We start from the raw sequence: 22735 nt of genomic DNA, 5'->3' as shown, positions 1-22735 counted from the left end.
CTCCCGCAACAACCTAGCCGGCGCCTACCGGACCGCGGGAGACCTGGAGCGGGCAATCCCCCTGCTCGAACGCACCCTCGCCGATCGCGAGCGGATGCTAGGCACCGACCACCCTTTGACGAAGGTTATAAGGGCCAACCTGTCGGCCCTGCAATAGATCGCATCTATGCGTATACCTACCCAAGGGCGCAATACATTCATCATCCTCCGTCCGTTCAAGGACACCACCGTGAACTCCGATACGAAGCGTGGTCCGCGGGAACAATGGGCGGCAGGATGGTCTTCATCTCTGGCCAAGGAGATCGCTACCACACAGGCGAGGACCTTGCACATCACCAACACGGTGGTAACGACCATGCCCCGCCGGGAGTCGGTGTCTCTACAGGCTTCTCCCACTTTACGGGCGACCAGATACACCTATTTTAGTCTTGCACATACAGATGTGCCGGATTGATCCGCTAATCTAACGTGGGTGACTATCTATGGGCTGCTCGAATCCAGCGAGCGCGATCACGAAACCTATAGGGCCCGTTTCATACATTTCGTCGATCGCGGGTTTGGCCCGTATGCCGACTCAAGGAAACGAGTAACTCGCAAGGAGATCGCACGACTCAAGGGGCTCGCGCGACCTAGCCGATTCAGTGATACCCGTTTCAACAATCACCCTACCGGGATCCTTATTGAGTGCCTCACACATGGTGAAGTAGTCTCACTCGCGGGATACAACGATGCCGAGGAGAAGTTTGCACGCACCGAGATGGCCGAGAAGACATGGTGGTGCTCCTCTTGCGCATCTGAGGTTGGTCGCGACCTTAAGCAAGATACGTCCGAGATCGCACTAAATCTCGGCGAGCGCCTACTCATTCCAGACGTTCTCGGCCCCAAAGGAGGCCAGCACGTAGCAGGTGGAGTTTACGAACTGACCACCAGCAACAGAAGTGACTATGCGTTGCAACCCAAAGAGTTCTCAAGGAATGCGCGTATCGCAGGCAAGCCGATAAGTCCCTGCGAGAAATGGGTTAACAATGTAAGCGACACCATGTTTTCAATCGCAGGCATATGGTATCGCGTACATTGGTTGAGCCTCAGCACCTCGACGTCGTGGCATGGATCCGGCCCCCTGCTTTTGGAGCCTGATTCCTACTATAAAAGCTCAAGCAAAGCGGCATTGGACGAAACTCACGGCAGTTAGCGACGGATTCACTACGGTAGTAGAGCTCAGTTAGGCTACTAGCTTCCGTTGCGCTGCTCAATCGCGCCCTCGTCACCAAGCCATACTGATCCATGCGCTGTCGCCCCCAGAGCAACCAAGTTGCCCGATGAGCCGTGCTTCGCTCCTCAGCACGGCTCGCCATACCGTGGCCAGTCGCGCCGCGACGATCCTTCCTAAGGATGTTGGTGTAGGCATTTCTGCACTACAACGGCCTTCTAGGTAACACGGGCAACCGTCTAGGGATGGATGGCCTGTTGAGGTCACCGTCTGGACGACCTCTGCCCTCACGTTAGTGCGATACTACTTCTGACGTGAATACAGAGCAGCAGCCCTGGCGGACCTCAGCAGATCATGAAGCGAGATCAAGGTAGTGGCGAAGTCGCAGGTCAGAACAGTGTCGGCGCTGGCATGTTTGTATCGGTCAACCTAGGCCGGCACTCGATCGTTTGCTGTTCCAGTTGCCTCATAGCAACTGCAAGCGCTTTGCCCTCACCCGGGAGTAAGAGGTTCGGTCGCACGATCCAATCAACGAGTCAACTTTGGCCGGGTAGCTGGAGGCTCTTTGATAGGCATCGACGATCCCAGGAGCCGAGCTATTGTGATTCGTTACCCGGGGCGCCAACTTTTATATAGATGGAATTTACATTTAGTCATTTATTGGCGCTACCAATGAAGGACAGAATGACTGGACCAGCCAGCTCTAAGAAGATCAGCCCACTGGCATATGATGCCCTGGCAGATTCACTCTCTCTCATCTTCTGGTACAAAAAATCACTAGCGCGCTTTTTGCGTGCCGCGCTTCGCGAATATCCAGAACTTCTGGCAGGGCTGGATCTGGAAAACGCGCCAAAGCGAGACACGGCCGATGTACTAGTGTCTCGGTTGATGCAGGGCGAGCACAAATACCAGTCCATATCAATTGGTCTAATGCTTGAGATCTCCTCCATGGAACGATTCAGGGAGCTGGAGCGGCTTGACGACGCTAGCTGGCTGGAGCGTGCGCAGCAGGCGGTTGCGGACCTCAGTGATCTCACAGCCCAACATCGCGAGATAGCTGCAGAGCATGCCCGGTTCGCACAAGAGTTGGCGAGTGCCATCGAAGAAGCCGAAAAGGGGCGCGCGACCTCAAAGGCCCTTGACGAGCTTAAGCAGCAATTCCTAGTGCTTCATTCAGATGCGAATCCTCAAGCGCGGGGACGTAAGTTTGAAGGGTTTCTCAATGACCTATTCTGGCTTTTCGATCTTAATCCGCGAGCAGCTTATTCACTGGAACTAGAGCAGATCGATGGATCCTTCAGTTTTGACACTGATGATTACGTGCTAGAAGCTAAATGGCTGAAAGGCGTTGTCTCACGCGAGCAATTGGATGTTTTTGAGAAGAAGATTACACGCAAAGGGAAGAATGCTCTAGGTCTTTACGTAAGCATCAACGGCTACAGTTCTGACGCGTTGAAGCAGTACGAATCTGCATCGTCCTTCATCACGATGGAGGGTTCCGACATATTTATGATCCTTGATGGTCGCGTTCGACTAGACGATCTGCTTCTGCGGAAGAAGCGCTATGTTAATGAGACTGGAGACTGTTATTTCCCTGCGACTCGCATGTTGGGTGAATAGATCCCACAGGCTGGGTTCCTGAGGCAGGCTGCTGCATTCTCTCTGAGTGACCCGCCATCGAACATGTTCGGGCAACATGGAGAAAGGTGGCCACCTCCGTTGCCATCCCGTCTGCCGTCGACCCACCGCAGAGCAGCAGTTGGGCTTGGGCGCCTTCACAGTCATCGGACGTCAACGGTCACAGCCGGGCTTGCGGCGGAAGCCTTACTGCATTCCTCTGACGGGGGCGCTCCGGCTCCGGGATAGCGCTCGAACGCACGTGCAGGTGGTGGGGTGGCTGGTGTGGAGTCCCATCTCGCCTGCCATCGACTCAGGCAAGCCCAGCAGACCGCCGCCTTGATCTTCCCTGGTAGAGGGAAGGCTAGAGCCGTACGCCGAGGTCTTACCCCACCATCTCAGGGGCAGTCGCACTCGATCCACCTATCACCGCAGATGCTGCACGTCACATCGGCGGTCTTCGGGCAGAGGACGTGCTCGTACCGATTGATTCGACCGACGCTGTAGGTCTCGACCTCCTCGCCGGCCTCGATCGGTGCGCGACGCTTAGGGCAGGTGCTGCTGTCGTATTTCGCGCTGAAACTCATGTCGACTTCCTTCTTTGGTTAGGTGTGATAACGGCTGTTGGCGTTCGTTCTGGGCTCGCACTGGTTCGGCATGCGGCGAAAGTCGTCGATTAGCTGGGTGGGGCGGGGTGTTGTCATGCGGCGTGCCTGGCGACCTGGAAACCTGTGGATTAAAAGATTCAGTTATAGCCGTTCCCGAGCGTTCAATGCAGGTGAAGGGCGTGTCTGGTCTATCGTGAACCCCTCTGGACGGCCTTGCACTGCAACCAGTACTGCAACTCGGTGAGAAGCGGCCCAAGTCATGATCTTCTCGTAGCTCCGTAGTACGAGGACTCCGTGAGGCAGATCCAACCCCTGGATCAGCGTCCTCCGTTCCTCGAGGCTTCGTTACGCCATAGGCAGTCCTGCGGAGGTGAAAGAATAGTGCCATGAGGGCGGAGAGTACTGGAGATAAGGCAGAGAAGCGCGCGCAGGAGGTCGCGGCTCGCCTAGGTATTGCAGACTTCGTCTATGGGCAGCCTCTTGTGCGCAAAGGAACAGGCTGGCGAGAGGTTGGGGATGGGCTACTGGTCGTTGGGGACCGTGGCGCCATACTGCAGGTGAAGTCACGAGAGCGGAAGCCCGGCCTTCGCGACTCGAAAGATAAAGCTGAGCGCATCGTAAGAAAGTATATCGATGCAGCGATTAGACAAGGCTACGGAAGTAAGCGCACAATACAGTTATATCAAGCTAGCAATAAACCTTTGCAGGCAATACCAGCGCGCGCGCTGGACTACCCTGAAGTTCGCGACTCAATTTTTGCACTCGAGCTTTCTAGGCCATGTCAAGAGTGGCCAATAATTGTTATTGTGGATCACCCGCGAAATCCCACCTTCACTCTGTCTGTGCCTCCAGGGGTCTTCTGTATATCCTTGAACGACTGGGAGCAATTGCATAACAAGATTCGATCCGTAAGTGGAATCCTTCGCTACCTAGACTTGGTGTCACAATCACAGTTACCTACAGTGATTGGAGGAGAGAGGGAACGCTTCTTCCATCTTGCTGATGTCGTCGACGATCTGGACATTCGCAATCGAAGGACAACTCATCCATGGTTCTCGACAGCGGCCTACGACGATCCCCTGAGCTTGGGCGTATACCGAGAGCTAATGACCAAAGTTTGGACAGGGCTTCCCCGAGGTCCAGGGATTAGCCCTGAAGAGATTCGTACGATTCTCGCGTTCCTTGATGATGTCCCAGTCAGCATAATGGTCAGCACCGGACGGTGGATCATGCGCAAACGGCGCGAGTTCCAGGAAACCGGAAACCCGGCCAGTGGGAATGCTTCATCCGGAAATAAGATTCTTGTTTATCTTCACGCCTCGGATCGACAATGGCCTGATCAGATGCAATGGACGACGGAACTTACCTTCCTAACTCTCACCCGTCTGCATGAGTGGACCGAAACGTATAACGTTAAGGGAGTGGCACTCGGCGTCGGTACGCGTGAAACCGCGAACGGCATCGAGTACACGCACGTCTACCTCGAAGGAGCTGGGGGGCTGACGAAAGAGGTGCGAGACAAGATTGAGTGGCAATATGGTGTGCCCAACTTCAGGTTTGGACACGTTCGCGAGGTTGAACCCGGACGAAACGCTAGATGCCCCTGCGGCAGTGGCCTGAAGTTCAAACGATGCCATGAGGGAAGCTAAGAGCTGTCGCTGAATAGCGTGTTCTATCGGAAATACCATCTTTATTTCATTATGCGAGCGGCGGATCTTCACCTCCTTATGGTGGTGCGAAGAACGGAGTAGCGGTGAGCAACCCCGTTACTTCGGTGAGCCAGGGTGAGGAACGAACCCTGGATCGTCGATCGCCCCCGTCCACGTACGGTGACCGGCCATACAGTGGCGATCGTAGGGCTGCATCTGTGTGGCGGCGTGGCAACCTTGGTCGGTGCGTTTTTGGTACGGCAGGGGCGGTGCGCGGTGGCCAGCCCGGTGTCCCGCCGCCGGCCGGGGATACGGCGGCGCGGCGCGCCGCCGCTTGAATCCATACAAGAACAATTCGGCAAGTCAACCTGTATGACAGGCGGCGAAGTGGGTGATCGTCGCTGCCTGGCCGGCTTCTCTGATTCGGGTGCGAGCCGGTCTTTGGCTGTCGTCGAGGTCTGGCTCAATGTGCCTGCGTCAGATGCGCTGGATATCTTCGGCGGGCGACCAGAGGGGCACAGCCGGTCGAGGCCGGTCGAACCACTGCTTGTCGAGGCGTGCTCCGGTGCGTTGTTCCACCATCGCCATCACCTTGGTCTTGTACCTGGTCGGTGGCCTGTACCGGCCGATGCCACGGAGAATCGCCGCCTCTTCCCGCAAGGAGTCGGGGTCGATGCCATTCAGCCAATCGGGGGCGAACTCGGGTATTCGGGCCAATACCTTCCCCTGGGCAGCGTGAATGAGTACGCGCATGCCGGTGATGTTCCAGGCCACATGCCATACGCGGGCGTTCTCGCTGAGCCGCTCCAGGACCTGGGTACCTCCGGCGTGGCTGAAACCGGTCGCCTCGAAGAGCATCACTGCCGCACCCGATTGGCCGAGGTAGACGACATCGGGTAGGCCTGGGTCGAGTTCGCTGAGTTCGGGATGGCTGCCGCCGGTCAGACGTGTCGCGGTCTCCTGCAGGGAGAGCCTCCCTGAGACGGGCAGGATGACGGTCCATGCCATTCGCTCCTCCAGCCATCCGATCTCTTTGATCAGACGCCTGTAATGCGTTATCGCGTACTGGAGATCCATGGGGTTCATTGTCGGCCTGCTCACGCTCCTGACATGACGAGCTGAGGTGGCACGGAGATCTCGGCCAGCGGAATGCTTTCGTGTCGCCGTCATGACTGACTTAGAGCTGATCCTGCGATTCTCTTATTGCGTCTGAGGTTGTCCGCACGTTGGCATTGGCGCGTGGGCGGCGCGGGCCGCGACCGGCCGAAGAGCCGCAGCGCGGCCGGCGACCGCCCGACGCGCGGCGAGACGCCGTAGGCGGATCGCCCTTGAAACCGTAGAGAAAGTTCTCATTCAAGAGACCCTTGACTGGTGTCCTACTTCGGCTGATGCTTGACAGTGCGGCTTCGGTTGATGCTTTACACCCCTTCGGCTGACCTGCCTTCCTGGTGATCGGTGACGATCGCGTGGGGAGGCCCGGGTTGGCGCTGGTGGAGTTGAGCGTCATGGAGCAGCGGTATCGCGCGGTGCTGGCCGTGTTAGCGGGTGCGCGGGGTCTGCTGCCGCCTGCACACGCAATATTCGATTTTCGGATCAGACAGTCGTCGACGTCGGTTGTACAAACGCAGGTTGCACACAGCCGGGCACCTGGTGCTGTTGTGGCGCTCAACGCCCCGTGGCTTCGTCGGGGCCGGCTATCTCCGCGAGTTCCTTGACCACCTCAGCGACTCGCTTGGTATCACCGGCCTTCTCCAACTGCCGTAGCGCCTCCGTCAACGCCTGGCGGGCCTGCTCGACCCGGCCCAAGCGCCACAGCGCGATGCCCAGATCGCGCTGGGTAACTCCCAAGCTCACGGCAATCGGGTGGGCGTGCAGCTTCGGCAGTGCCTCCTGGATGGCGTCGACCGCCTCCTCCCAGCGTTCGAGCGCGACGTAGACTGAGCCAAGCTCAGCCAAGGCGGCCCCGAGACCGTAGGTGACGTGGGCCGGGGAACCGCCGTAAGCAGGGTCACGCAGCGTGGCCACCAGTTCCAGGTTGCCCTCTAATGCTTCCTCGACCCGGCCCCCCCATCGCAGGGCACCGATGTGGCTCGCCATGGCCGCGGGATAACCTTCCAGGTCCCCGGCCTGCAGGAGGAGATCAGCGCCTCGTCGGCTGTAGTCCAGCTCACGCTCCAGGGTCGCCAGATCGTAGCGGACGGCCACAGCAGCAATACGCAGCGCCAACCCCTGCTGGCGTACGTCGCCCACCTCGCGGGCCGCCTCCAGCGCCCGCAACGCGGTCGCCTCCCCCTCCTCCTTACGGCCCTCACGCACAGTCAGCGCCCAGGACAGATAGTTGAGATGCGCCGCCTCCTGCAGCCGGTCACCCCTAGCACGCGCCGCGCTGGAGGACAGCTCGAACACCTCCCTCCAGTGCCCCCACAGGACCCACTGGTCGCAAAACCATTCCATGGACTCGGCCACCTCGACCACCGTGGCGTGCTCTTTGCGCTGGGCCGCCGAGCGCAGCGCCTCCAGCCAGGCGATGCCCTCCGCCTGCAGCCAATCACCGGCCTCCTGCTGACTGTCGAGGGTGACCAGGGACCGCCACTCCGGCGGCGGCGCACCATAATCCGGCTGAAACCAGCGCCCGGCGACCACCGCCACCTCCAGCAGCCAAGCCTCCATCCGTAGGCGTGCCTGCTGCTGCGCCTCGATCGGCTCCTCCTGCTCCAGCCGGGCGCGGGCATACAACCGGACCAGATCATGGAAGACGTAACGCCCGACGTACGGGGAGGTCAGCAGGCCCAGCTCGACCAGCTCCTCCAGCGCGTCCTCGACCTCGAACAGATCCACCTGGGCCAGCACGGCGGCCAGCGGTGCCCCGAAGTCCGGCGCGGCCGCGAGCGCCAGACGCCGGAAACTGCATCGCGCCGTCCCGGTCAACTGCTGGTAGGACAAGGCGAACGCGGCGGCCACGGCCAAGTCCCCGACCGCCAAAGCCTCCAACCGACGCTCCTCATCACTCAACCGCCCGGCGAGCTGGCTCACCGTCCATCCCGGCCGGCTCTGCAGCCGGTTCCCGGCGATCCGCACCGCCAGCGGCAGATTCCCACACAGCCGGGCCAGCTCGGTCACGCCGTTCTGATCCGCCTCAGCCCGTTCCGCACCCACGATCGCCCGCAACAGCCCGGCCGCCTCCGCACTCGACAACTGGGCCAGCGGAATCTGCCGCACCCCCTCCAGCCCAGCCAGCGAACGCCGACTGGTGACGATCGCCATCCCGGGACCACCCGCCGGCAGCAACGGCCGCACCTGCGCCTCATCGGCGGCGTTGTCCAGCACGATCACGCACCGGCGATCCCCCAGTAGCGCCCGGTAGAGCCCGACCTGTTCTTCCTCATCGCTCGGGATGCGCTGCTCGGCCACGCCCAGGGCTTTCAGCAGCCGTGACAGCGCGATCCCCGGGGCTAGCGGGACGTTGTCCATGCCGCGCAGGTCCACGTAGAAGCGGCCGTCCGGGAACGCCTCGGCCAGATGCCGGGCGGCGTGCACGGCAAGGGCCGTCTTGCCGATCCCGGCGGTGCCGGAGATGGTGGCCACGACTGCGGCCTCCTCGCCCGAGGCCTGCTCGGTGAGCTGGCGCAGCAGCTCCAGTTCCCGTGTCCGGCCGGTGAAGTCACCTGCTTCCCGAGGCAGTTCGCATGCGCCTGGCACCGGGGCACTCGGTCGGGGCCGGCCCGCCCGCGCGACCTCGACCAGCTCCGCCCGCTGCTCGTCACCGAGCCGCAACGCTTCTGCCAGCGCCTGCACCGTGCGCCGTTGCGGGCCGCGGCTGACGCCGCGCTCCATGTCGCCGATCGCTCGCACACTCACGCCGGAAGCGTGGGAAAGCTCCTCGATCGTCAACTGCGCGTCCTGCCGCAAGCGCCGCAGGAACGGGCCGAACGAGCCGACCATCCGCCCTCCCCGAAATCGTTCTCACTCAGTCCCCAGGGCGTCCTACTCACCCGCGTGTGCGTAAGTGCATCGCCCGAGCACCCATACCTTACAAACCTCACCGACCCGGCAAGGTCGACCATGTTCCTAGATCGCCTATCGCCCATCTCCTGGGACAGAACCGTCAGGCATCTCATGGGACTAGACAAGGCCCTTGACTGGCTGACCTGTGGTTAGGGCGCCAGCGCTGGAAGGGCCGACTACTTGGCTCTGGTGTCCTCGTCATGATCGCCACGGTTGTCGGTGGCGCTGACGAAGGTGCCCTTCTGCGGGAGGGTGTAGAGAGCCCCGGCCTCACGTAGGTGAGCGACTGCCTTGCGGATGGTTCCCTTGGCGACGCCGAGTTCTTCGGCCAGGCGGATCTCAGAGGGGATGGGAGTGCGGGGGCGGTACTGGCCGTCCTTAATGCGCTGCCGGATCACGTCGGCAACCTGCTTCCACACGTACTCGCCGGTGTCCCAATCCATGCTCTAGACCGTAGATGAGCTGGGAAGACACTATAACTTCGGGTTGCAGTCTGCTGCACTAGATATTAGAGGGTGTCAGTGTGTACCAGAGTGGTGCAGTATAGAGAGAGGTCGATCCGTTCGGATGCTCTCCCTGTCACCGAACGGGCTGGCGGATGAAGAGAGACGAGGTGAGGCTGCCGTGGCCGGGTTGGATTCACTGCTCGCGCCCTATCACGGGATTCATCCCGCCCCCGGGCGAGGCGGCTGCCAGCAGTTGGACTGGCATAAGAGCATCCCTCGGGCTGATCGGGTTCGAGTCCGGGAGCACACGTGCGAGTGCCGAACGGTCTTCTATGAGCTGTGCGCGACGGCCGGTGTGATGTTCATCCGGCGATACCACCGCAAGAGCGGCGTGACCACCATGCAGGAGACCGCGTGGCTACGAGCCGCCAAGGGAGAACAACTGTGGGCGGCCATTCTCAGCGGATCTGTCCGGTGAGCGCCTGCTCGGTGACGGTTTCGAGGATGAAAGGGATCACATGCCAGGACGGTTTTCTCAGCAACTTCCGACCGCGTGGACGTTGTCGCCGGTAGGGGACGGGCCGGTGATCGACGGCTGGCAAACGGAGATGAGCGGATGGGGCGTCTTCTACGCGCGCCGCAGTCCGGACCACGTGCTGGCCGAGCATGAGGTGCTCGCCGGCCTTACCCGCTACCTGGTGGCGCATACGGCGGAGGAACTCATCCGACTGGCCGACGAACAGCGGCGTCTCCAAGAGCAACTGAGCGGCGGGACACAACCGGTGGCGTGTCCGCACTGCGGGCGCACTGCGGGGGAGGCGCCGCTGATTGTGACAATCGATGAGTCGTCGGTCACCGCCGAGCGGTGCACGCAAAGCTACCGGGACGGCGCTGCGTGCTCCCACGATGATGTGGAGTGGACCCATCAGGATCCGCTTCCCGAGGGTGCGCGGTGTCGGGGGTGTGGCACCTGGTGGCGGCTGGATCTGATCCCGGCCGCAGTGGCGGCCCGGCTCACCGGTGGCATTGCTGCCCCTGAGGACAGCTTGCCTCCCGTAGCCGATCGTAGGCACCCATGATCTCGGCCGCGGCGGCACTGGCTCCCAGGCGGTCGGTGTGCAGGCGCAGGTGAAAGAACCCGGCGTCGGTGTGGGCCTCCAGGTCGGCGAGGGTTTCGTCCCACGCGGTCAGGCGCTTGGCGGTGTCGGTATCCCCGCGCTGTCGAGATCGCTGTTCGGTGGCCTCGCGCGGTACCCACAGCAGCACGCGCAACCATCCATCCGGGACCGTGCCGATGAGCCGGTGCAGATCAGAGATGTTGCCCATGTGGATGACCGGCACGTAGCCGGCGGCATGCCGATCGTCGATGGCCTGTCGGTCAACGGCGTAGACGTTGCCGTAGCGGTGGGTCTCGGCCAGCAGACGACCGGCCTCGCGCAGCGTGTCCAGGTGCTCGATGCTGACGAATTCATACCCGTTCGCGCGGCCGGTGCCGACCTTGAGCTTGGGCAGCAGCACGAATCGCGGATCAAGCCGGGCGAGGGCTGCGGTGATGGTGTCCTTGCCGCTGGCGGGCGGGCCGTACAGGACGATTCCTTGCGGACTGCTCACGTCAGGATCCGCTTGAGGGCCTCGCGGGTCTGGTCGGCGAGGCTGATCGCCGATCCCAGCCGGTTATCCACCGTGACATGGGCGGTGGGCGGGCTGGTGTCGGTGTCGAGCCCGTCGGCGTATCGCTCCCAGTTGCCCAGCTTCCAGGCATCGCGGGCAGCGCCGCGGAACTCGATGTATTCGCGCATGGATTCGGGGTCGCAGCGGACCCAGATCGCCGCGACGTCGATGCCCTTGGCGGCGCACCGGTTCTCCAGTCGGGTGAACCAGGCTTCGTCTTTGAGTTCGGTGATGAACGGCGCGGACAAGATGGCCGAGGTGCCGACGTTGAGGTTGTCCCACGCGGCCTCCATCAGGCACCGGTACTCCAGGGGGCGGACCTCCTTGAGATACAGGTCGCTGTGGCGGTCGTTGGGGTCACCGCCCAGGGAAACCAGCAGCCGCTCCACGATGCACCGGGTCAGGGAGTCCTTGTCCAGGAACGCCCAGCCGGTGATGTCGGACAGGAAGCGGGAGAACTCGGTCTTGCCCGATCCGGCGTATCCGCCGACCAAGACAAGGATGGGCTTGGGGCTGCCGCCGCCGTGGCGCCGGCGCCAGGCGTCGACCACCCGGCTCCGCAACAACGCCTGCGGAGAGCCGTCCGCGGTGATGCCGCCAACGGAGACCTTGGTGAACGCCTCCTCGATGACGTGGGCGGCGGCGTTGTCCGCGGCGGGATCAGCGGGCGCAGGCAAATCGGAAATCACAATTTCCGCTTTCTGTGATTCACCGGGCAAAGGGTTGCGAAAGCCGAGTTCGGGCTCGGTGGCCTCATAGAGCAGGCAGTAAGCACGCCGGTAATGCGGGCCGGGGAACACGGTTCCCTGCTCGTGCCCCCACAGGGTCTGGAAGTTGGCCGCCGGGACGCTCAGGCCGTGGCGGGTGGCGGCCTGGCGGAGGCGTTCGCCGGCGGCTTCCAGGGTGAGGCCATGGGCTTCGCGGTGTTCCCGCAGGCGGGAGGGGGTCCAGCCCTGATGCTGGGTCGTCTTCAATTGCATACCTTCGCCTTCACGCTGTGGAGGTCGTGCGCGGTGTGCGGTCGTGCAGGTGAAAACGCTTGTGTAAATGCTCGTTGAGTGGAACTGAAGAAGCTTAACTAGATCGGCGTGATACCGGAAACCCTCAGCTCACGGTGAACTTAAGCCATCGCGAAAGGCGAAACGCACCGCAGAGCAAGGGAGAAACCAATGAACGCAGACCCGCAACGGATTATCTGGGAATTGACCGCGATCCGGGCAGAGCTGGACGAAATGGCATGCCGAATCGGTGAGATCACTTCGGCTCTTCGAAGACTGCCGCCTCCAGGGCGGCAAGCCGATCCCCCAGTTCCTTGAGGGAGTGGCGCACCTGGGCAAGCTGGTCCAGGACCTCGGCGTTGATGCTGGAGGTTTCCGGTTCGGGGGCATCAGCGGGACTCTCGCGGACGAATACACCCTTGCCCTGCTGGCCGATCACCACGCCTTCGGTGCGCAGCACGCTGATCGCGGCCTTGACTACGCTGGCGGAGACGTCGAAGCGCTCACCCAGCTGGGCAATCGACGGCAACGCCGCGCCGGGAGCAAGGGCGCCGGTGCGGATCTGGCCGCGCAACTCGTCGACGATCTGCAGGTAGGCCGGTCGGCCGCTCTTCTCCACCATCTGCTTCGTCTCACTTCGTCGTGCTTCACGATGCGCCATCTCGCGCCATCTCCAGTTGAGCACACCTCGATAAAGAAACCAACCAAGCGCACGAAGCACTCATTGACAACTTAGAATTCCAAGTATTCCATGTACTCCAAGTAGTCCAGTTAACAAAGGAACGATCATGCGCACCATCCCCATCCCCGTCGACGTCACCAAACTCCAGATCACCTGCGTCAAGGCCGCCAAGCCCCGCCTGGTCAACAAGGACACCGGCGAGATCAAGCGCGACAAGGACGGCAACACCATGTACGAACTCACCCTGCTGTTCGAAGACGAGTTCAACCGGATGGAACTCGTCAAGATCAGCACCACCCCCGAACCACAGATCACCGCCGGCGAGGAAGTCATCCCGGTCGGCCTGGTCGGCTACGTCTGGGAACAGGGCGGACGCTGGGGCATCTCCTACCGCGCCCAGTCCTTCGTCCCCGCCGGCTCCGCCCGAACGGGGGCAGACCTGTGATCGACCTCGGCCACCCCCTGTTCAAGGTCCTCGCCGCCCTGCTCGTGCTGATCGCCTGGCGGCGCTGGGCTCCGCTCTCCTACTGGTACGCGCTCGTCTTCCCGCGCAAGGCCGTGTGGTTGCGCTGGTCCTGGCGGCACGTGGCCTCCGGCTGCGGCCTCACCAAGAAGCGCTACCGCTGGTGGTTCACCACCGTGCCCGGCCTGGTCGCCTCCACCGGCGTCGTACAGGTCAAGCGGCGCTTCCAGCGGGTCGCGGTCGACACCAAACCCTGGATGGGCCTACCCCGGCCGGTCCGGCACGGCTTCCGCATCACCTTCCACCTCCTCGATGGCCAGGTACCTGACGACTACGCCAAAGTCTGCGAACGCCTCGCCCACGCCTGGCGCATCGAAGCGGTCCGGGTCGTCGGCTCCCGGCCCGGCCGCGTCACCCTCCAAGGCATCACCCGCGACCCGCTATCCCACGTCGCCCCCGCCATGGCACCCGCTGAACCACGAGACGGCTGGCGCGCTGAGGACCTGCTGCGGCCGGTCGTCGGGGTGCTGGAGACCGGCGCGGCCTGGCGGATGGACCTGCGGCTGATCCCGCACTGGATGAACGCCGGCGCCACCCAGTCCGGCAAATCCAACCTGATCAACGCGCTCATCGTCGGCCTGGCCCCGCAACCGGTCGCCCTGGTCGGCTTCGACCTCAAAGGCGGCGTCGAGCTGTCGGCCTACGCCCCCCGCCTGACCGCCCTGGCCACCACCCGCACCGAATGCCTGGACCTGCTGTCCGACCTGATCGCCGTGATGGGCGCCCGGATGCTCGCCTGCCGCCACTCCGGGGTACGCGACATCTGGCAACTGTCCGACGCCGCCCGCCCCATCCCGGTCGTCGTCTTGGTCGACGAGCTGGCCGAGCTGTACCTGACCGCCGACAAAGCCGAAAAGGACCAGGTCACCCGCACCGCCACCGCACTACTGCGCATCGCCCAACTGGGCCGCGCGTTCGGCATCCATCTAGTGCTGTCCGGCCAACGGATCGGCTCCGACCTTGGCCCCGGGGTCACCACGCTGCGTGCCCAGATCGGCGGCCGGGTTTGTCACCGGGTCAACGACCCCGAAACCGCCGTGATGACCCTCGGCGATCTCGATCCCGATGCCCTGGTAGCTGCCCGATCCATCGCCCCGGAACTGCCCGGCGTCGCCGTGATCACCGGTTCCGACGGCCGGTGGTATCGGGCGCGGTCCGGCTACGTCTCCACCACCGCCGCCGAACACGCCGCCGGCACCTACGCGGCAATGGCTCCCTCCTGGAACCAGGTCGCCGCCTCCGGCCTCGGCCACGAACTACCGCCCCGCGACGACACCCCCGAACTCGCCGCCTAATCCCTCATCCCCCGAGCGGGAAGGAGAACCCTCGCCGTGAGCGCGACCACGCCCCCGACCGCGTCCCGCCTGGCCGTCCGGCTGGCCGACTCCGCACCGGTACTGATCCTCGCCGCGATCGCCGGGGCCGGCAGCTTCACCCACATCCGCGACACCGCCACCCAGCACGGACAGTCAGGGTGGATGGCCTGGGCCGTGGCCATCTGCGTCGACCTCACCTGCGTCATGGCCGCCCGCGAACGGCAACGCGACAAGAAGAACGGACGCCAACGGGACGGCTGGATCTCCTGGCCCACTCTCGTTCTCATCAGCGGGATCGCCCTGTCGCTGGCCGCCAACCTCGCCCAGGCCGAACCCTCCGCCTGGGGGTGGATCACCGCCGCAACCCCTGCCGGCGCCTTTCTGATCGCGGTCTCCATGCTGGAGCGCCGCGCAACCGACCCCCGTCCCGAACCGTCCCCGGCCCTCGTCCCCGTCCCGGACGCCGTGCCGCAGACCGTCCCCGCGGCGGGTGCCGTCCCCGAGGGCGCCACCGGATCCGCCGCGCCCGCCCCGCTACCCGGCCTCGCCGTTCCCGGCCAGAACGAATCCCAGAACGGGGCCGAGAACGGCCAGAACGACAGCGGTACGGCTGGCCCGCTCCTGGACTACGCCCGCCGCGTCGCCGACGAACACCACGCCCGGCACGGCAAACCCATCACCCGCGACACCCTGCGCACCCGCCTCGGGGTGTCCAGCCAACTCGCCTCCGACCTGCTGCGCACCCTGCGCGAGAGCCCTGAACCCGCCTGAACCGAAGGAAATTCCCATGCGCATCCGCATCGACGGCACCTACGCCGAACTCGCCTACACCCTCAACAAGATCCGCACGGTCCTCCCGGTCGGCTCCATCTCACCGATCCGCCCGCGCCTGAAGCGCCCCTACACCTGGCGCGTGTTCATCAATACCGCCCCCAACCGCGACGTCAGCAGGTGGATCGCATGACCGACGACCCTGACGACTCCGACGACCGTGGCCCGCTCGTCGACATCGCCCCCAAGCGCTGGCTGTGCTGCCACTGCGGCGGAACCGGCGTCGACAGCTACGGCCCGACCTGTGAGCACTGCGAGGGCCTCGGCTTCTGCTGAGCCTCTCGGCGCCCCCGGCGTGACCACACATCCGCCAAGACGTCCGCCACGTCGGGGGCCATCCCGCACCGAACCCAACAGCCCGGAAAAGGACACACCCATCATGCCAAGCACCTACGCGGTCGCCGGACTCATCACCCGGCTCCACGACCCCCAATACGCCCGCTGGGTCTCCCAAATCCGCGCCACCGGCGGCTGCCGCCAACCCATCCATCTACGCGGCCACGTCCTGCACATCGACCCCGCCACCGGCCAACGCCTGCACCGCTACAGCACCGCAAGCGAACCCGACGGCATCCTTCGCCTGCCCTGCAAGACCCGCCGCGCGACTCGCTGTCCGTCCTGCGCCGAGACCTACCGCGCCGACACCTACCAACTCATCCGCGCCGGCCTCGTCGGCGGCAAGGGCGTCCCCGCCTCGGTCACCGCCCACCCCTGCCTGTTCGTCACCCTCACCGCCCCCTCCTTCGGCACCGTCCACACCCGGCGAGAGAAGAACGGCACGGTCCTGCCGTGCCACGCCCGCCGGGATGCGGCCACCTGCCCACACGGCACGGTGATGTCCTGCACGGCCAGGCACGGCGCTGAGGAGACCTGCCTGGGTGAGCCGCTGTGCCCGGACTGCTACGACTACGCGGGCAGTGTGCTGTTCAACGCGATGTCTCCGGAGCTGTGGCGGCGCTTCACCGAGGCCATGCGCCGGCGCGTCGCCAAGAACGCCGGACTGACCCAGCGAGAGCTCCGCGAACAGGCTGTGATCTCTTTCGCCAAGGTTGCCGAATATCAGCGCCGCGGCGTCGTCCACTTCCACGCGGTCATCCGCGTCGACGGCTCCGAAGGACCGGCCACCACTCCACCGGCCTGGGCGACGGCCGACCTGCTGACCGACGCCGTCCAGCACGCCGCCTCCGCCGTCGCGGTCACCGTTCCCGCGGTGCCCGGTGAACCCACGCGGGCCTTCCACTGGGGCACTCAGCTCGACGTCCGGCAGATCACCATGACCGGCGATCTCACCGACCAGGCCGTAGCCGCCTACATCGCGAAATACGCGACGAAAGCCGCTGAATGCGTCGGCACCCTGGACCGGCGGATCCACCCCCTCGACGACCTGGCCGCCCTGCCGATCCGCGACCACGCCCGGCGGCTGATTGCCGAGTGCCTGCGCCTGGGCGCCCTCGACGAACTGGCCGAGTTCCGGCTCATCAAATGGGCGAACATGCTCGGGTTCCGCGGCCACTTCTCCACCAAGAGCCGCCGCTACTCCACCACCCTCGGCAAACTCCGCGAAGCACGCGCCGAGCACAGGCGTGGGGAAGCCGTCAGCACCGGCCGCTTGCCCCTCTTCGATGAAGACACCGTCCTCGTCATCTCCCACTGGGAGTACGCCGGACAGGGCCACTCGATCGGTGACGCGCTTTTGGTAAGAGCGCTTACCGGAAGCCGTCCCGTTGATCCGGGAGGTCGGCATGAGTCCTAAGTTACTCACCGTCCCGCAGGCGATGGCCGCTCTCCAGGTCAGCAGGTGGACGCTCTACGCCCTCATCCGCTCCGGCGAACTCGACTCGGTCATGGTCAACGTGCGCTGCCGACGCATCCCCGAATCCGCCCTGAACGACTACGTGACCCGACTCTGCGAGGAGGCCGCCTGATGGGCAAGCGCGCGAATGGTGAGGGCTCGGTCTTCCCGTACAAGGACGGATGGGCCGGCTACGTCTGGGTCACCACGCCAGAAGGGAAGAAGACCCGCAAATGGGCCTACGGCAAGACCCGCGAGGAGACCCATGAGAAGTGGCTCAAGCTCCACGACCTCGCGAGCAAGGGACCGGTGGCCACCAAACACCCCACCCTTGCCGTCTATCTGACGCGCTGGCTCGCCGAGGTGATCAAACCCAACCTGGAACCGACGACCTACGTGGCCTATGAGCCGCTGGTTCGGCTCTACATCGTCCCCGGCCTGGGTAAGAAGCGGCTCGACAAGCTCACGGTCCGCGAGGTTCAGACGTGGCTGAACACGTTGGCCACTCTCTGCACCTGCTGTGACCAGAAGAAGGATCACCGGCGAGCGGAAGCCAAGCGGCGATGCTGCGCCATCGGAAAGTGCTGCAAGGGATATCCGTCCCGGAGCACAATCGCGGGCATCCGCCGCGTCCTGCGCTCCGCGCTTGGCAACGCCATCCGAGAAGAGCTGATCTCCAAGAACGCCGCGGCGTTGACCACCCTGCCCAACCCAAGCAAGACCAAGAAAAAGCGCCAGCACGTGGCGTGGGGTGTCGACGAGGCCCGGAGGTTCCTTGAACACCTGTGGGCGGAGGATGATCCGCTTTACGCGGCCTACGTGCTGATCCTCGTTCTGGGCCTGCGGCGGGGCGAGGTACTCGGCCTCGCCTGGGACTGCGTCGACCTCGGTGGAGAACAAGTGTGGATCTCTCGACAGCTCAACCGTGTCGGGGGAGAGCTCCTGCACCGCGAGACGACCAAAACCGACGACTCCACCGCATCGCTTCCGCTGCTCGGCCTGTGCATCACTGCGCTCAGACACCGCCAGCGAACTCAGGAGGAGGCCCGCAAGGCGGCCGGAGCGAAGTGGAAGGACTCCGATCTCGTCTTCACCACGAGGAACGGCACACCGATCGAGCCGCGCAACTTCAACCGATCTTTCGAGGTTCAACGCCGTAAAGCGGGTGTCTCCCGCATCCGCGTCCATGACACCCGGCACACCTGCGCCTCGCTTCTGGCCGCCCTCGACGTTCACCCACGTGTGGCGATGCGCATCCTGCGCCATTCGCAGATCTCGATGACCATGGACGTCTACACACAGATTCCAAGCCCCGAAACCCGTAAGGCGCTCGATCGACTCAACCAAAGTCTTGACTTCTCAAACGGGAAATAGTCGATTTTGCATTACCTCAAAGGCCCTTAGGGATCATCCCTAAGGGCCTTTGAGCGTGCACGTCGTCTTCTCATGTCTAAAGAGATAGACGGACCTGGCCGCTGCGATCATTTCGCAATTCGTAGTTTGTGATTTAAAAGAAATGGGGCTTCCGGTTGGTCGCTCGATCGCTGTCGTGTCGAACGAATCGGAGGGCGTATGGTGCACCCGAAAAATTGCGAAAGTGCCGAAGGACACTCTTGCAAATGTGCGTGTGGCGGGGTAGAGCACGGCTGGTCCCACAGCCTCAAGCTGGCTCGCGATCCATCCCCTGTCCCCCGTCAAGAGGCGAGAGAGCGCTGCAACTTCAGATGGGTGAAGGCTCTACCTCCCAAGGGGCGGCCAAAGCCCTCCAAGGCGCGACAGGCTGCTACGGACACCGCAAAAGTAGATCTTGCTGACTGGTTGTCCGAGAATCCAAAAACCGTCGACCACATTCAGAAAGTCGGCGATATCCTTGTCTGCTCTGTGATCAAGAAGTTGGACAAAGAATTCGGTGGAAGCGACCCACGAGAGGCCAGAAAACGAATCAATGATCATCTCTGGTGTGATCTTCTCGCGGCCATGGCCGAGGCCATAAAGAAGTTCGAAGAAGCCATGGACCAAATACCGGAGTACGTGACGACGATCATCATGCAGTCTCGCGAGGCCGAGGATCGTAAGCCCTTCTTGGAAGCACTGGTGCGCCTCGCCGTGCGAGCTGCTTGGGAGCCCATTAAGAAGATGGTCGACGCTACCGGAGTCCCAGAGATCCAACGGGCATGCCGGATCCTCGCCGTACTGATCTGCCCGGCACCCGAGAAGCACAAGGCCGTCCAGGACCGCGCCCTGCTTCCCTTGGCGAAAGAGGGTCTGCTGGCGACCAGCAAGGAGCGGCTTGAGCGAGTCTTCCCTGCGGACTGGGTTCGCCGTCTACAGGAGGGCTTCGGCGGCGTCTGAGCAGAGCGGCCGGCGGCTCGGAGGGTAGGAGACGTCTGTGTGCGGCTGCGTTGCTGTACAACGCTGCTGTACGGGCATGAAAAAGGCCCTCCGGGATCATCCCGAAGGGCCTTTGACCTGCTGTGCAGCCGGAGGTACTCGAAACCCCAACCTTCTGATCCGTAGTCAGATGCTCTATCCATTGAGCTACGGCTGCTCGTTGCTTAAGTAATCATAGCGGGTCTTGAGCGATGCCTCGAACCGGTTGACGGATCCCCTTCTGACCTGCCCCTCGATGTCGGATCTCCCGCCGCACGCGAGGGAACCGGCTCCCTTGCGGCACATCCGGACCGGCACCGTACCGGCTCCTGGGCTCTGGCCCGGGACCTGACTTGATCACGTGGGGCGTGTCGGATCAGGGGCCACGGGTTGGATGATCGGGGGAGGCGCAACGGCGCCGGGAAACGGGTTTCCGCCTCGGCCCGGGGTCACGGCGGTGGGAGCCGCTTCACAGGCCCGGGGTCACGGCGGTGGGAGCCGCTTCACAGGCCCGGGGTCACGGCGGTGGGAGCCGCTTCACAGGGGGTAGGAGGTCACGCCTTGGAGTCGCCGGCGACCTTCTTCGGGAACAGGCTGTAGCTCACCGGCCAGATCGCGGCGATCAGCGGAATCCTGAGCAGGCTGCCCATGAAGGCGGTCAGCGCCCCAGTCCGTGAGGGATCGTCCACGATCCATGTCAGGCCGAGCAGCAGGGCGCAGGCGATGCCGTACGCGACGACGATCCGGAGCCAGATGCCCCACTCGTACCGTGTCCTGGCCATGCCGCCCGCCGGGGGCTTCCACGGCTCGGGGCCGTCCGCGAAGCGGTGGGCGAACTTGGCGTCGGCCCATTTGACGGTCCGGTGGCCGAAGACGATCGAGTAGGCGATGTAGGCCGCGGCCAGGCCATGGCGCCAGTCCGCCTCGGCGCCGCCGCGCATGTCGACGACGGCTGCGCCCAGCAGGACCACGTCGACCAGCGGCACCGCCAGCAGCAGCGCGGTGCTGAGCCGCCTCATGCCCCACAGATATCGAGAGGCGAGTCCCAGCCCCAGAAGGACCCAGAATCCGATCTCGCAGCCGATGATAATCGCCAGAATCATGGTTCCAGGGTCACAGCGGGTGCCTGGCGGGGCATCGTCGGCGCTGATGAACCGGTCTACATCTTTGTGTGTACGACGGTCCCGTCCGCCGCAGGATCAGCAGGCCGTACCGAGGTGATGAGATGAAGGGCATGAGACGAGACGACGCGCTGTGGGCCGCGGTGTGCTTCGTCGGCGGTCTCATCCTGATCGCGGCGAGTGCCTACGTTCATCGGGGCACCCCCGCCTACCTGCTCGCCGCGCCGCTGCTGGTCGCCTGTCTCGGGGTCGTGGTACGGCGGAGGGCGCCGCTGGCCGCTCTGGCGCTGGGCGTCGTCGCCATCGTCGGCGACAGCCTGGTCGGCCCGTCCATGGGCACGATTCTGGTCTTCACCGACAATATCTACGCCGCCGTCCTGTACGGCCCGCGCAGGCTGGGCAAGTGGATGCTCGGCATCACCTCGGTCTTCGCCGTCGTCGGCGGAACGGCCGCGGGATTCATCTCCCGCGACCTGAGCGTCCTGGCCCTGGCCATCGTCCAGCTCGGCCTGGTCGGGATCACCCCGGTCATCACCGGAGTGATCGTACGACAGCACCGGGATCAGGCGGAGTCCGAGCGGGCCGGGGCCGAGCAGGTGTCGCGGCTGGCCGAGTTGGATCAGCGGGCCGCGGTGAACGCCGAGCGGACCCGGATGGCGAGGGAGCTGCATGACATGATCGCCAACCACTTCAGTGCGATCGCCATCCAGTCCACGGCCGTGCTCTCCCGCAAGGATCTGAGCGCGCAGACCATACGGGAGGTGCTGGAGTCCATCCGGGAGAACAGTGTCCAGGGCATGGCCGAGATGCGCACCATGATCGAGTTGCTCCGGCAGGACGGCGAGGAGACGGAGGCGACCCGGCGGCGGGTGGCCGAGGCCGACGAGCTGGCGAAGCGGGCGCGGGAGGCGGGGCTGGACGTACGGCTGCGCGTGGATGGCGACGCCCGCCGGCTGCCCGCCTCGGTGGACCTAGCCGGATACCGGATCGTCCAGGAGTCCCTGACCAACGCGCTCAAGCACGGCGGCAAGGTCGCCGACGTGGTGATCGGCTACCGGCCCGGCCTGGTCACGCTCACCGTGGACAATCCCGTCGACGGCGTCGGACAGGGTCTTTCCGGCGCGGGTGCGGGGATCATCGGCATGCGAGAACGGACGGCTCTCGTCGGCGGCGCCTTCGAGGCCGGACCCCACGACGACGGCTGGCGGGTCCGAGCCGAACTACCCACCTGGGAGACCCCGTGACCATCCGAGTCCTCGTCGCCGACGATCACGCGGCGGTCCGCACCGGGATCGTCCTCATCCTTGACGGTCACGAGGACATCGAGGTCGTCGGTCAGGCCTCGGACGGGGAGCAGGCCGTCGCGATGGCTCTCGAACTCCGTCCCGACGTTGTGCTGATGGACATCCGGATGCCGAAACTCGACGGGATCTCCGCGACGCGTGAGCTGAGCGGCGTCGCCGACGTGCTGATCCTGACCACCTTCGACATCGACGAGTACGTCTTCGGGGCGCTGCGGGCGGGGGCCGCCGGGTTCCTGCTCAAGAACACCGACGCCGACGCGCTGGTGGAGGCGCTGCGGGTGGTGGCCCGGGGGGACGGGCTCATCGCGCCGTCGGTCACCCGGCGGCTGATCGCGGCCTTCGGGGCCGCGGTTCCGGAGTACAGGCCGCAGGAGATAGGCAGCCTGACTCCGCGTGAGCACGAGGTGCTGGTGTGCCTCGGACGGGGCCTGTCGAACGCGGAGATCTCCGTCGAGCTGCGCATGGCGGAGGCGACCACGAAGACCCATGTCAGCAGGGTGCTGAACAAGCTGGGTCTTCGCAGTCGCGTCCAGGCCGCGATCCTGGCCCAGGAGCTCTCGTCGGGGACGTAGACGACCCAGCTCAGAAGCTC

The 22735-nt window shown here is 64.0% G+C and carries 24 protein-coding genes and 1 tRNA gene; 15 read left to right on the top strand and 10 right to left on the bottom strand.

Annotated features, from left to right (window positions below; translation table 11 throughout):
- From CHC08_RS53110 to CHC08_RS42490, 3 genes are all read left to right on the top strand, one after another.
- A partial coding sequence (locus CHC08_RS53110; RefSeq protein ID WP_143653595.1) for a tetratricopeptide repeat protein occupies nt 1-157 on the top strand: 157 nt, incomplete at its 5' end.
- Nucleotides 158-472: 315 nt separating this feature from the next.
- Nucleotides 473-1192 carry a hypothetical protein gene (locus CHC08_RS48980; RefSeq protein ID WP_143653594.1) on the top strand — a complete coding sequence of 240 codons (720 nt, stop codon included), beginning with the start codon at nt 473-475 and terminating at the stop codon, nt 1190-1192.
- 654 nt (nt 1193-1846) lie between these two features.
- Nucleotides 1847-2830: a hypothetical protein gene (locus CHC08_RS42490; protein ID WP_143653593.1), complete on the top strand. Its 984-nt coding sequence runs from the start codon at nt 1847-1849 to the stop codon at nt 2828-2830.
- A 395-nt stretch (nt 2831-3225) separates the two neighbouring features.
- On the opposite strand, the gene CHC08_RS42485 is transcribed toward CHC08_RS42490, so the two are convergent.
- Entirely contained in the window at nt 3226-3414 is a 189-nt protein-coding gene (locus CHC08_RS42485) for a hypothetical protein (RefSeq protein WP_089213057.1), read from the bottom strand.
- Between the two features lie 983 nt (nt 3415-4397).
- Here CHC08_RS42485 and CHC08_RS50215 point away from each other — a divergent pair.
- Nucleotides 4398-5084: a YecA family protein gene (locus CHC08_RS50215; RefSeq protein WP_179282534.1), complete on the top strand. Its 687-nt coding sequence runs from the start codon at nt 4398-4400 to the stop codon at nt 5082-5084.
- 477 nt (nt 5085-5561) lie between these two features.
- Here CHC08_RS50215 and CHC08_RS42475 read toward each other — a convergent pair whose 3' ends face one another.
- The 7 genes from CHC08_RS42475 to CHC08_RS42445 all read right to left on the bottom strand — a co-directional run bounded on the left by CHC08_RS42475 (nt 5562) and on the right by CHC08_RS42445 (nt 12865).
- Complete coding sequence (locus CHC08_RS42475) at nt 5562-6161, bottom strand: hypothetical protein (protein ID WP_089213055.1); 600 nt, start codon at nt 6159-6161, stop codon at nt 5562-5564.
- Nucleotides 6162-6749: 588 nt separating this feature from the next.
- On the bottom strand, nt 6750-9026 hold the full coding sequence (locus CHC08_RS42470) for an ATP-binding protein (RefSeq protein WP_089213054.1): 2277 nt from the start codon (nt 9024-9026) through the stop codon (nt 6750-6752).
- A gap of 239 nt (nt 9027-9265) precedes the next feature.
- On the bottom strand, nt 9266-9532 hold the full coding sequence (locus CHC08_RS42465) for a winged helix-turn-helix domain-containing protein (RefSeq protein ID WP_089213053.1): 267 nt from the start codon (nt 9530-9532) through the stop codon (nt 9266-9268).
- 461 nt (nt 9533-9993) lie between these two features.
- Complete coding sequence (locus CHC08_RS50210) at nt 9994-10290, bottom strand: hypothetical protein (protein WP_179282533.1); 297 nt, start codon at nt 10288-10290, stop codon at nt 9994-9996.
- A 259-nt stretch (nt 10291-10549) separates the two neighbouring features.
- On the bottom strand, nt 10550-11146 hold the full coding sequence (locus CHC08_RS42455) for a hypothetical protein (RefSeq protein ID WP_089213051.1): 597 nt from the start codon (nt 11144-11146) through the stop codon (nt 10550-10552).
- Nucleotides 11143-12186, bottom strand: coding sequence for a P-loop nucleotide/nucleoside kinase family protein (locus tag CHC08_RS42450; protein WP_179282532.1), 1044 nt, complete (start codon nt 12184-12186; stop codon nt 11143-11145). Before CHC08_RS42450 ends, CHC08_RS42455 begins: the two co-directional genes overlap by 4 nt.
- Nucleotides 12187-12460: 274 nt before the next feature.
- A complete protein-coding gene (locus CHC08_RS42445; RefSeq protein WP_245878909.1) occupies nt 12461-12865 on the bottom strand; it encodes a GntR family transcriptional regulator in 405 nt (134 codons plus the stop codon).
- Nucleotides 12866-12992: 127 nt separating this feature from the next.
- On the opposite strand from CHC08_RS42445, the gene CHC08_RS42440 reads away from it, so the two are divergent.
- The 9 genes from CHC08_RS42440 to CHC08_RS48975 all read left to right on the top strand — a co-directional run bounded on the left by CHC08_RS42440 (nt 12993) and on the right by CHC08_RS48975 (nt 19700).
- A complete protein-coding gene (locus tag CHC08_RS42440; protein WP_089213048.1) occupies nt 12993-13331 on the top strand; it encodes an SCO3933 family regulatory protein in 339 nt (112 codons plus the stop codon).
- Nucleotides 13328-14704 (top strand): FtsK/SpoIIIE domain-containing protein, encoded by a 1377-nt coding sequence (locus CHC08_RS42435; RefSeq protein ID WP_089213047.1) that lies wholly within the window; start codon nt 13328-13330, stop codon nt 14702-14704. Before CHC08_RS42440 ends, CHC08_RS42435 begins: the two co-directional genes overlap by 4 nt.
- 36 nt (nt 14705-14740) lie before the next feature.
- Nucleotides 14741-15496: a DUF2637 domain-containing protein gene (locus CHC08_RS42430; RefSeq protein ID WP_089213046.1), complete on the top strand. Its 756-nt coding sequence runs from the start codon at nt 14741-14743 to the stop codon at nt 15494-15496.
- A 16-nt stretch (nt 15497-15512) separates the two neighbouring features.
- Complete coding sequence (locus CHC08_RS50205; protein ID WP_179282531.1) at nt 15513-15689, top strand: hypothetical protein; 177 nt, start codon at nt 15513-15515, stop codon at nt 15687-15689.
- A complete protein-coding gene (locus CHC08_RS50200; protein WP_179282530.1) occupies nt 15686-15832 on the top strand; it encodes a hypothetical protein in 147 nt (48 codons plus the stop codon). Before CHC08_RS50205 ends, CHC08_RS50200 begins: the two co-directional genes overlap by 4 nt.
- 103 nt (nt 15833-15935) lie before the next feature.
- Entirely contained in the window at nt 15936-17309 is a 1374-nt protein-coding gene (locus CHC08_RS42425) for a replication initiator (RefSeq protein WP_089213045.1), read from the top strand.
- Nucleotides 17299-17481 (top strand): helix-turn-helix domain-containing protein, encoded by a 183-nt coding sequence (locus CHC08_RS42420; protein ID WP_089213061.1) that lies wholly within the window; start codon nt 17299-17301, stop codon nt 17479-17481. The genes CHC08_RS42425 and CHC08_RS42420 overlap by 11 nt, the downstream gene beginning before the upstream one ends.
- Nucleotides 17481-18722, top strand: coding sequence for a site-specific integrase (locus CHC08_RS42415; RefSeq protein WP_218825756.1), 1242 nt, complete (start codon nt 17481-17483; stop codon nt 18720-18722). The genes CHC08_RS42420 and CHC08_RS42415 overlap by 1 nt, the downstream gene beginning before the upstream one ends.
- A gap of 354 nt (nt 18723-19076) precedes the next feature.
- Nucleotides 19077-19700: a hypothetical protein gene (locus CHC08_RS48975; protein WP_143653592.1), complete on the top strand. Its 624-nt coding sequence runs from the start codon at nt 19077-19079 to the stop codon at nt 19698-19700.
- 123 nt (nt 19701-19823) lie between these two features.
- Here CHC08_RS48975 and CHC08_RS42405 read toward each other — a convergent pair.
- Nucleotides 19824-19896 (bottom strand) — tRNA-Arg (locus CHC08_RS42405).
- A 376-nt stretch (nt 19897-20272) separates the two neighbouring features.
- Complete coding sequence (locus tag CHC08_RS42400; RefSeq protein WP_089213043.1) at nt 20273-20821, bottom strand: hypothetical protein; 549 nt, start codon at nt 20819-20821, stop codon at nt 20273-20275.
- 131 nt (nt 20822-20952) lie between these two features.
- On the opposite strand from CHC08_RS42400, the gene CHC08_RS42395 reads away from it, so the two are divergent.
- Both CHC08_RS42395 and CHC08_RS42390 read left to right on the top strand, forming a co-directional pair.
- Complete coding sequence (locus tag CHC08_RS42395) at nt 20953-22083, top strand: sensor histidine kinase (protein WP_245878908.1); 1131 nt, start codon at nt 20953-20955, stop codon at nt 22081-22083.
- Nucleotides 22080-22715, top strand: a complete 636-nt coding sequence (locus CHC08_RS42390; RefSeq protein ID WP_089213042.1) for a response regulator — start codon at nt 22080-22082, stop codon at nt 22713-22715. Before CHC08_RS42395 ends, CHC08_RS42390 begins: the two co-directional genes overlap by 4 nt.
- Nucleotides 22716-22735 lie beyond the last annotated feature (20 nt).

Origin of the sequence: Streptosporangium subroseum (assembly GCF_900188345.1) — a bacterium.
Taxonomy (GTDB): domain Bacteria; phylum Actinomycetota; class Actinomycetes; order Streptosporangiales; family Streptosporangiaceae; genus Streptosporangium; species Streptosporangium subroseum.
Note: the sequence above shows the minus strand (reverse complement) of the source record. Positions and strands in the feature narration are given on the sequence as shown.

Coding starts and splice junctions, on each gene's coding strand:
- CHC08_RS42490 (WP_143653593.1), top strand. CDS start 1,847: ATGGAATTTACATTTAGTCATTTATTGGCGCTACCAATGAAGGACAGA.
- CHC08_RS42485 (WP_089213057.1), bottom strand. CDS start 3,414: ATGAGTTTCAGCGCGAAATACGACAGCAGCACCTGCCCTAAGCGTCGC.
- CHC08_RS42475 (WP_089213055.1), bottom strand. CDS start 6,161: ATGGATCTCCAGTACGCGATAACGCATTACAGGCGTCTGATCAAAGAG.
- CHC08_RS42470 (WP_089213054.1), bottom strand. CDS start 9,026: ATGGTCGGCTCGTTCGGCCCGTTCCTGCGGCGCTTGCGGCAGGACGCG.
- CHC08_RS42465 (WP_089213053.1), bottom strand. CDS start 9,532: ATGGATTGGGACACCGGCGAGTACGTGTGGAAGCAGGTTGCCGACGTG.
- CHC08_RS42450 (WP_179282532.1), bottom strand. CDS start 12,186: ATGCAATTGAAGACGACCCAGCATCAGGGCTGGACCCCCTCCCGCCTG.
- CHC08_RS42445 (WP_245878909.1), bottom strand. CDS start 12,865: ATGGCGCATCGTGAAGCACGACGAAGTGAGACGAAGCAGATGGTGGAG.
- CHC08_RS42440 (WP_089213048.1), top strand. CDS start 12,993: ATGCGCACCATCCCCATCCCCGTCGACGTCACCAAACTCCAGATCACC.
- CHC08_RS50205 (WP_179282531.1), top strand. CDS start 15,513: ATGCGCATCCGCATCGACGGCACCTACGCCGAACTCGCCTACACCCTC.
- CHC08_RS50200 (WP_179282530.1), top strand. CDS start 15,686: ATGACCGACGACCCTGACGACTCCGACGACCGTGGCCCGCTCGTCGAC.
- CHC08_RS42425 (WP_089213045.1), top strand. CDS start 15,936: ATGCCAAGCACCTACGCGGTCGCCGGACTCATCACCCGGCTCCACGAC.
- CHC08_RS42420 (WP_089213061.1), top strand. CDS start 17,299: ATGAGTCCTAAGTTACTCACCGTCCCGCAGGCGATGGCCGCTCTCCAG.
- CHC08_RS42415 (WP_218825756.1), top strand. CDS start 17,481: ATGGGCAAGCGCGCGAATGGTGAGGGCTCGGTCTTCCCGTACAAGGAC.
- CHC08_RS42400 (WP_089213043.1), bottom strand. CDS start 20,821: ATGATTCTGGCGATTATCATCGGCTGCGAGATCGGATTCTGGGTCCTT.
- CHC08_RS42395 (WP_245878908.1), top strand. CDS start 20,953: ATGAGACGAGACGACGCGCTGTGGGCCGCGGTGTGCTTCGTCGGCGGT.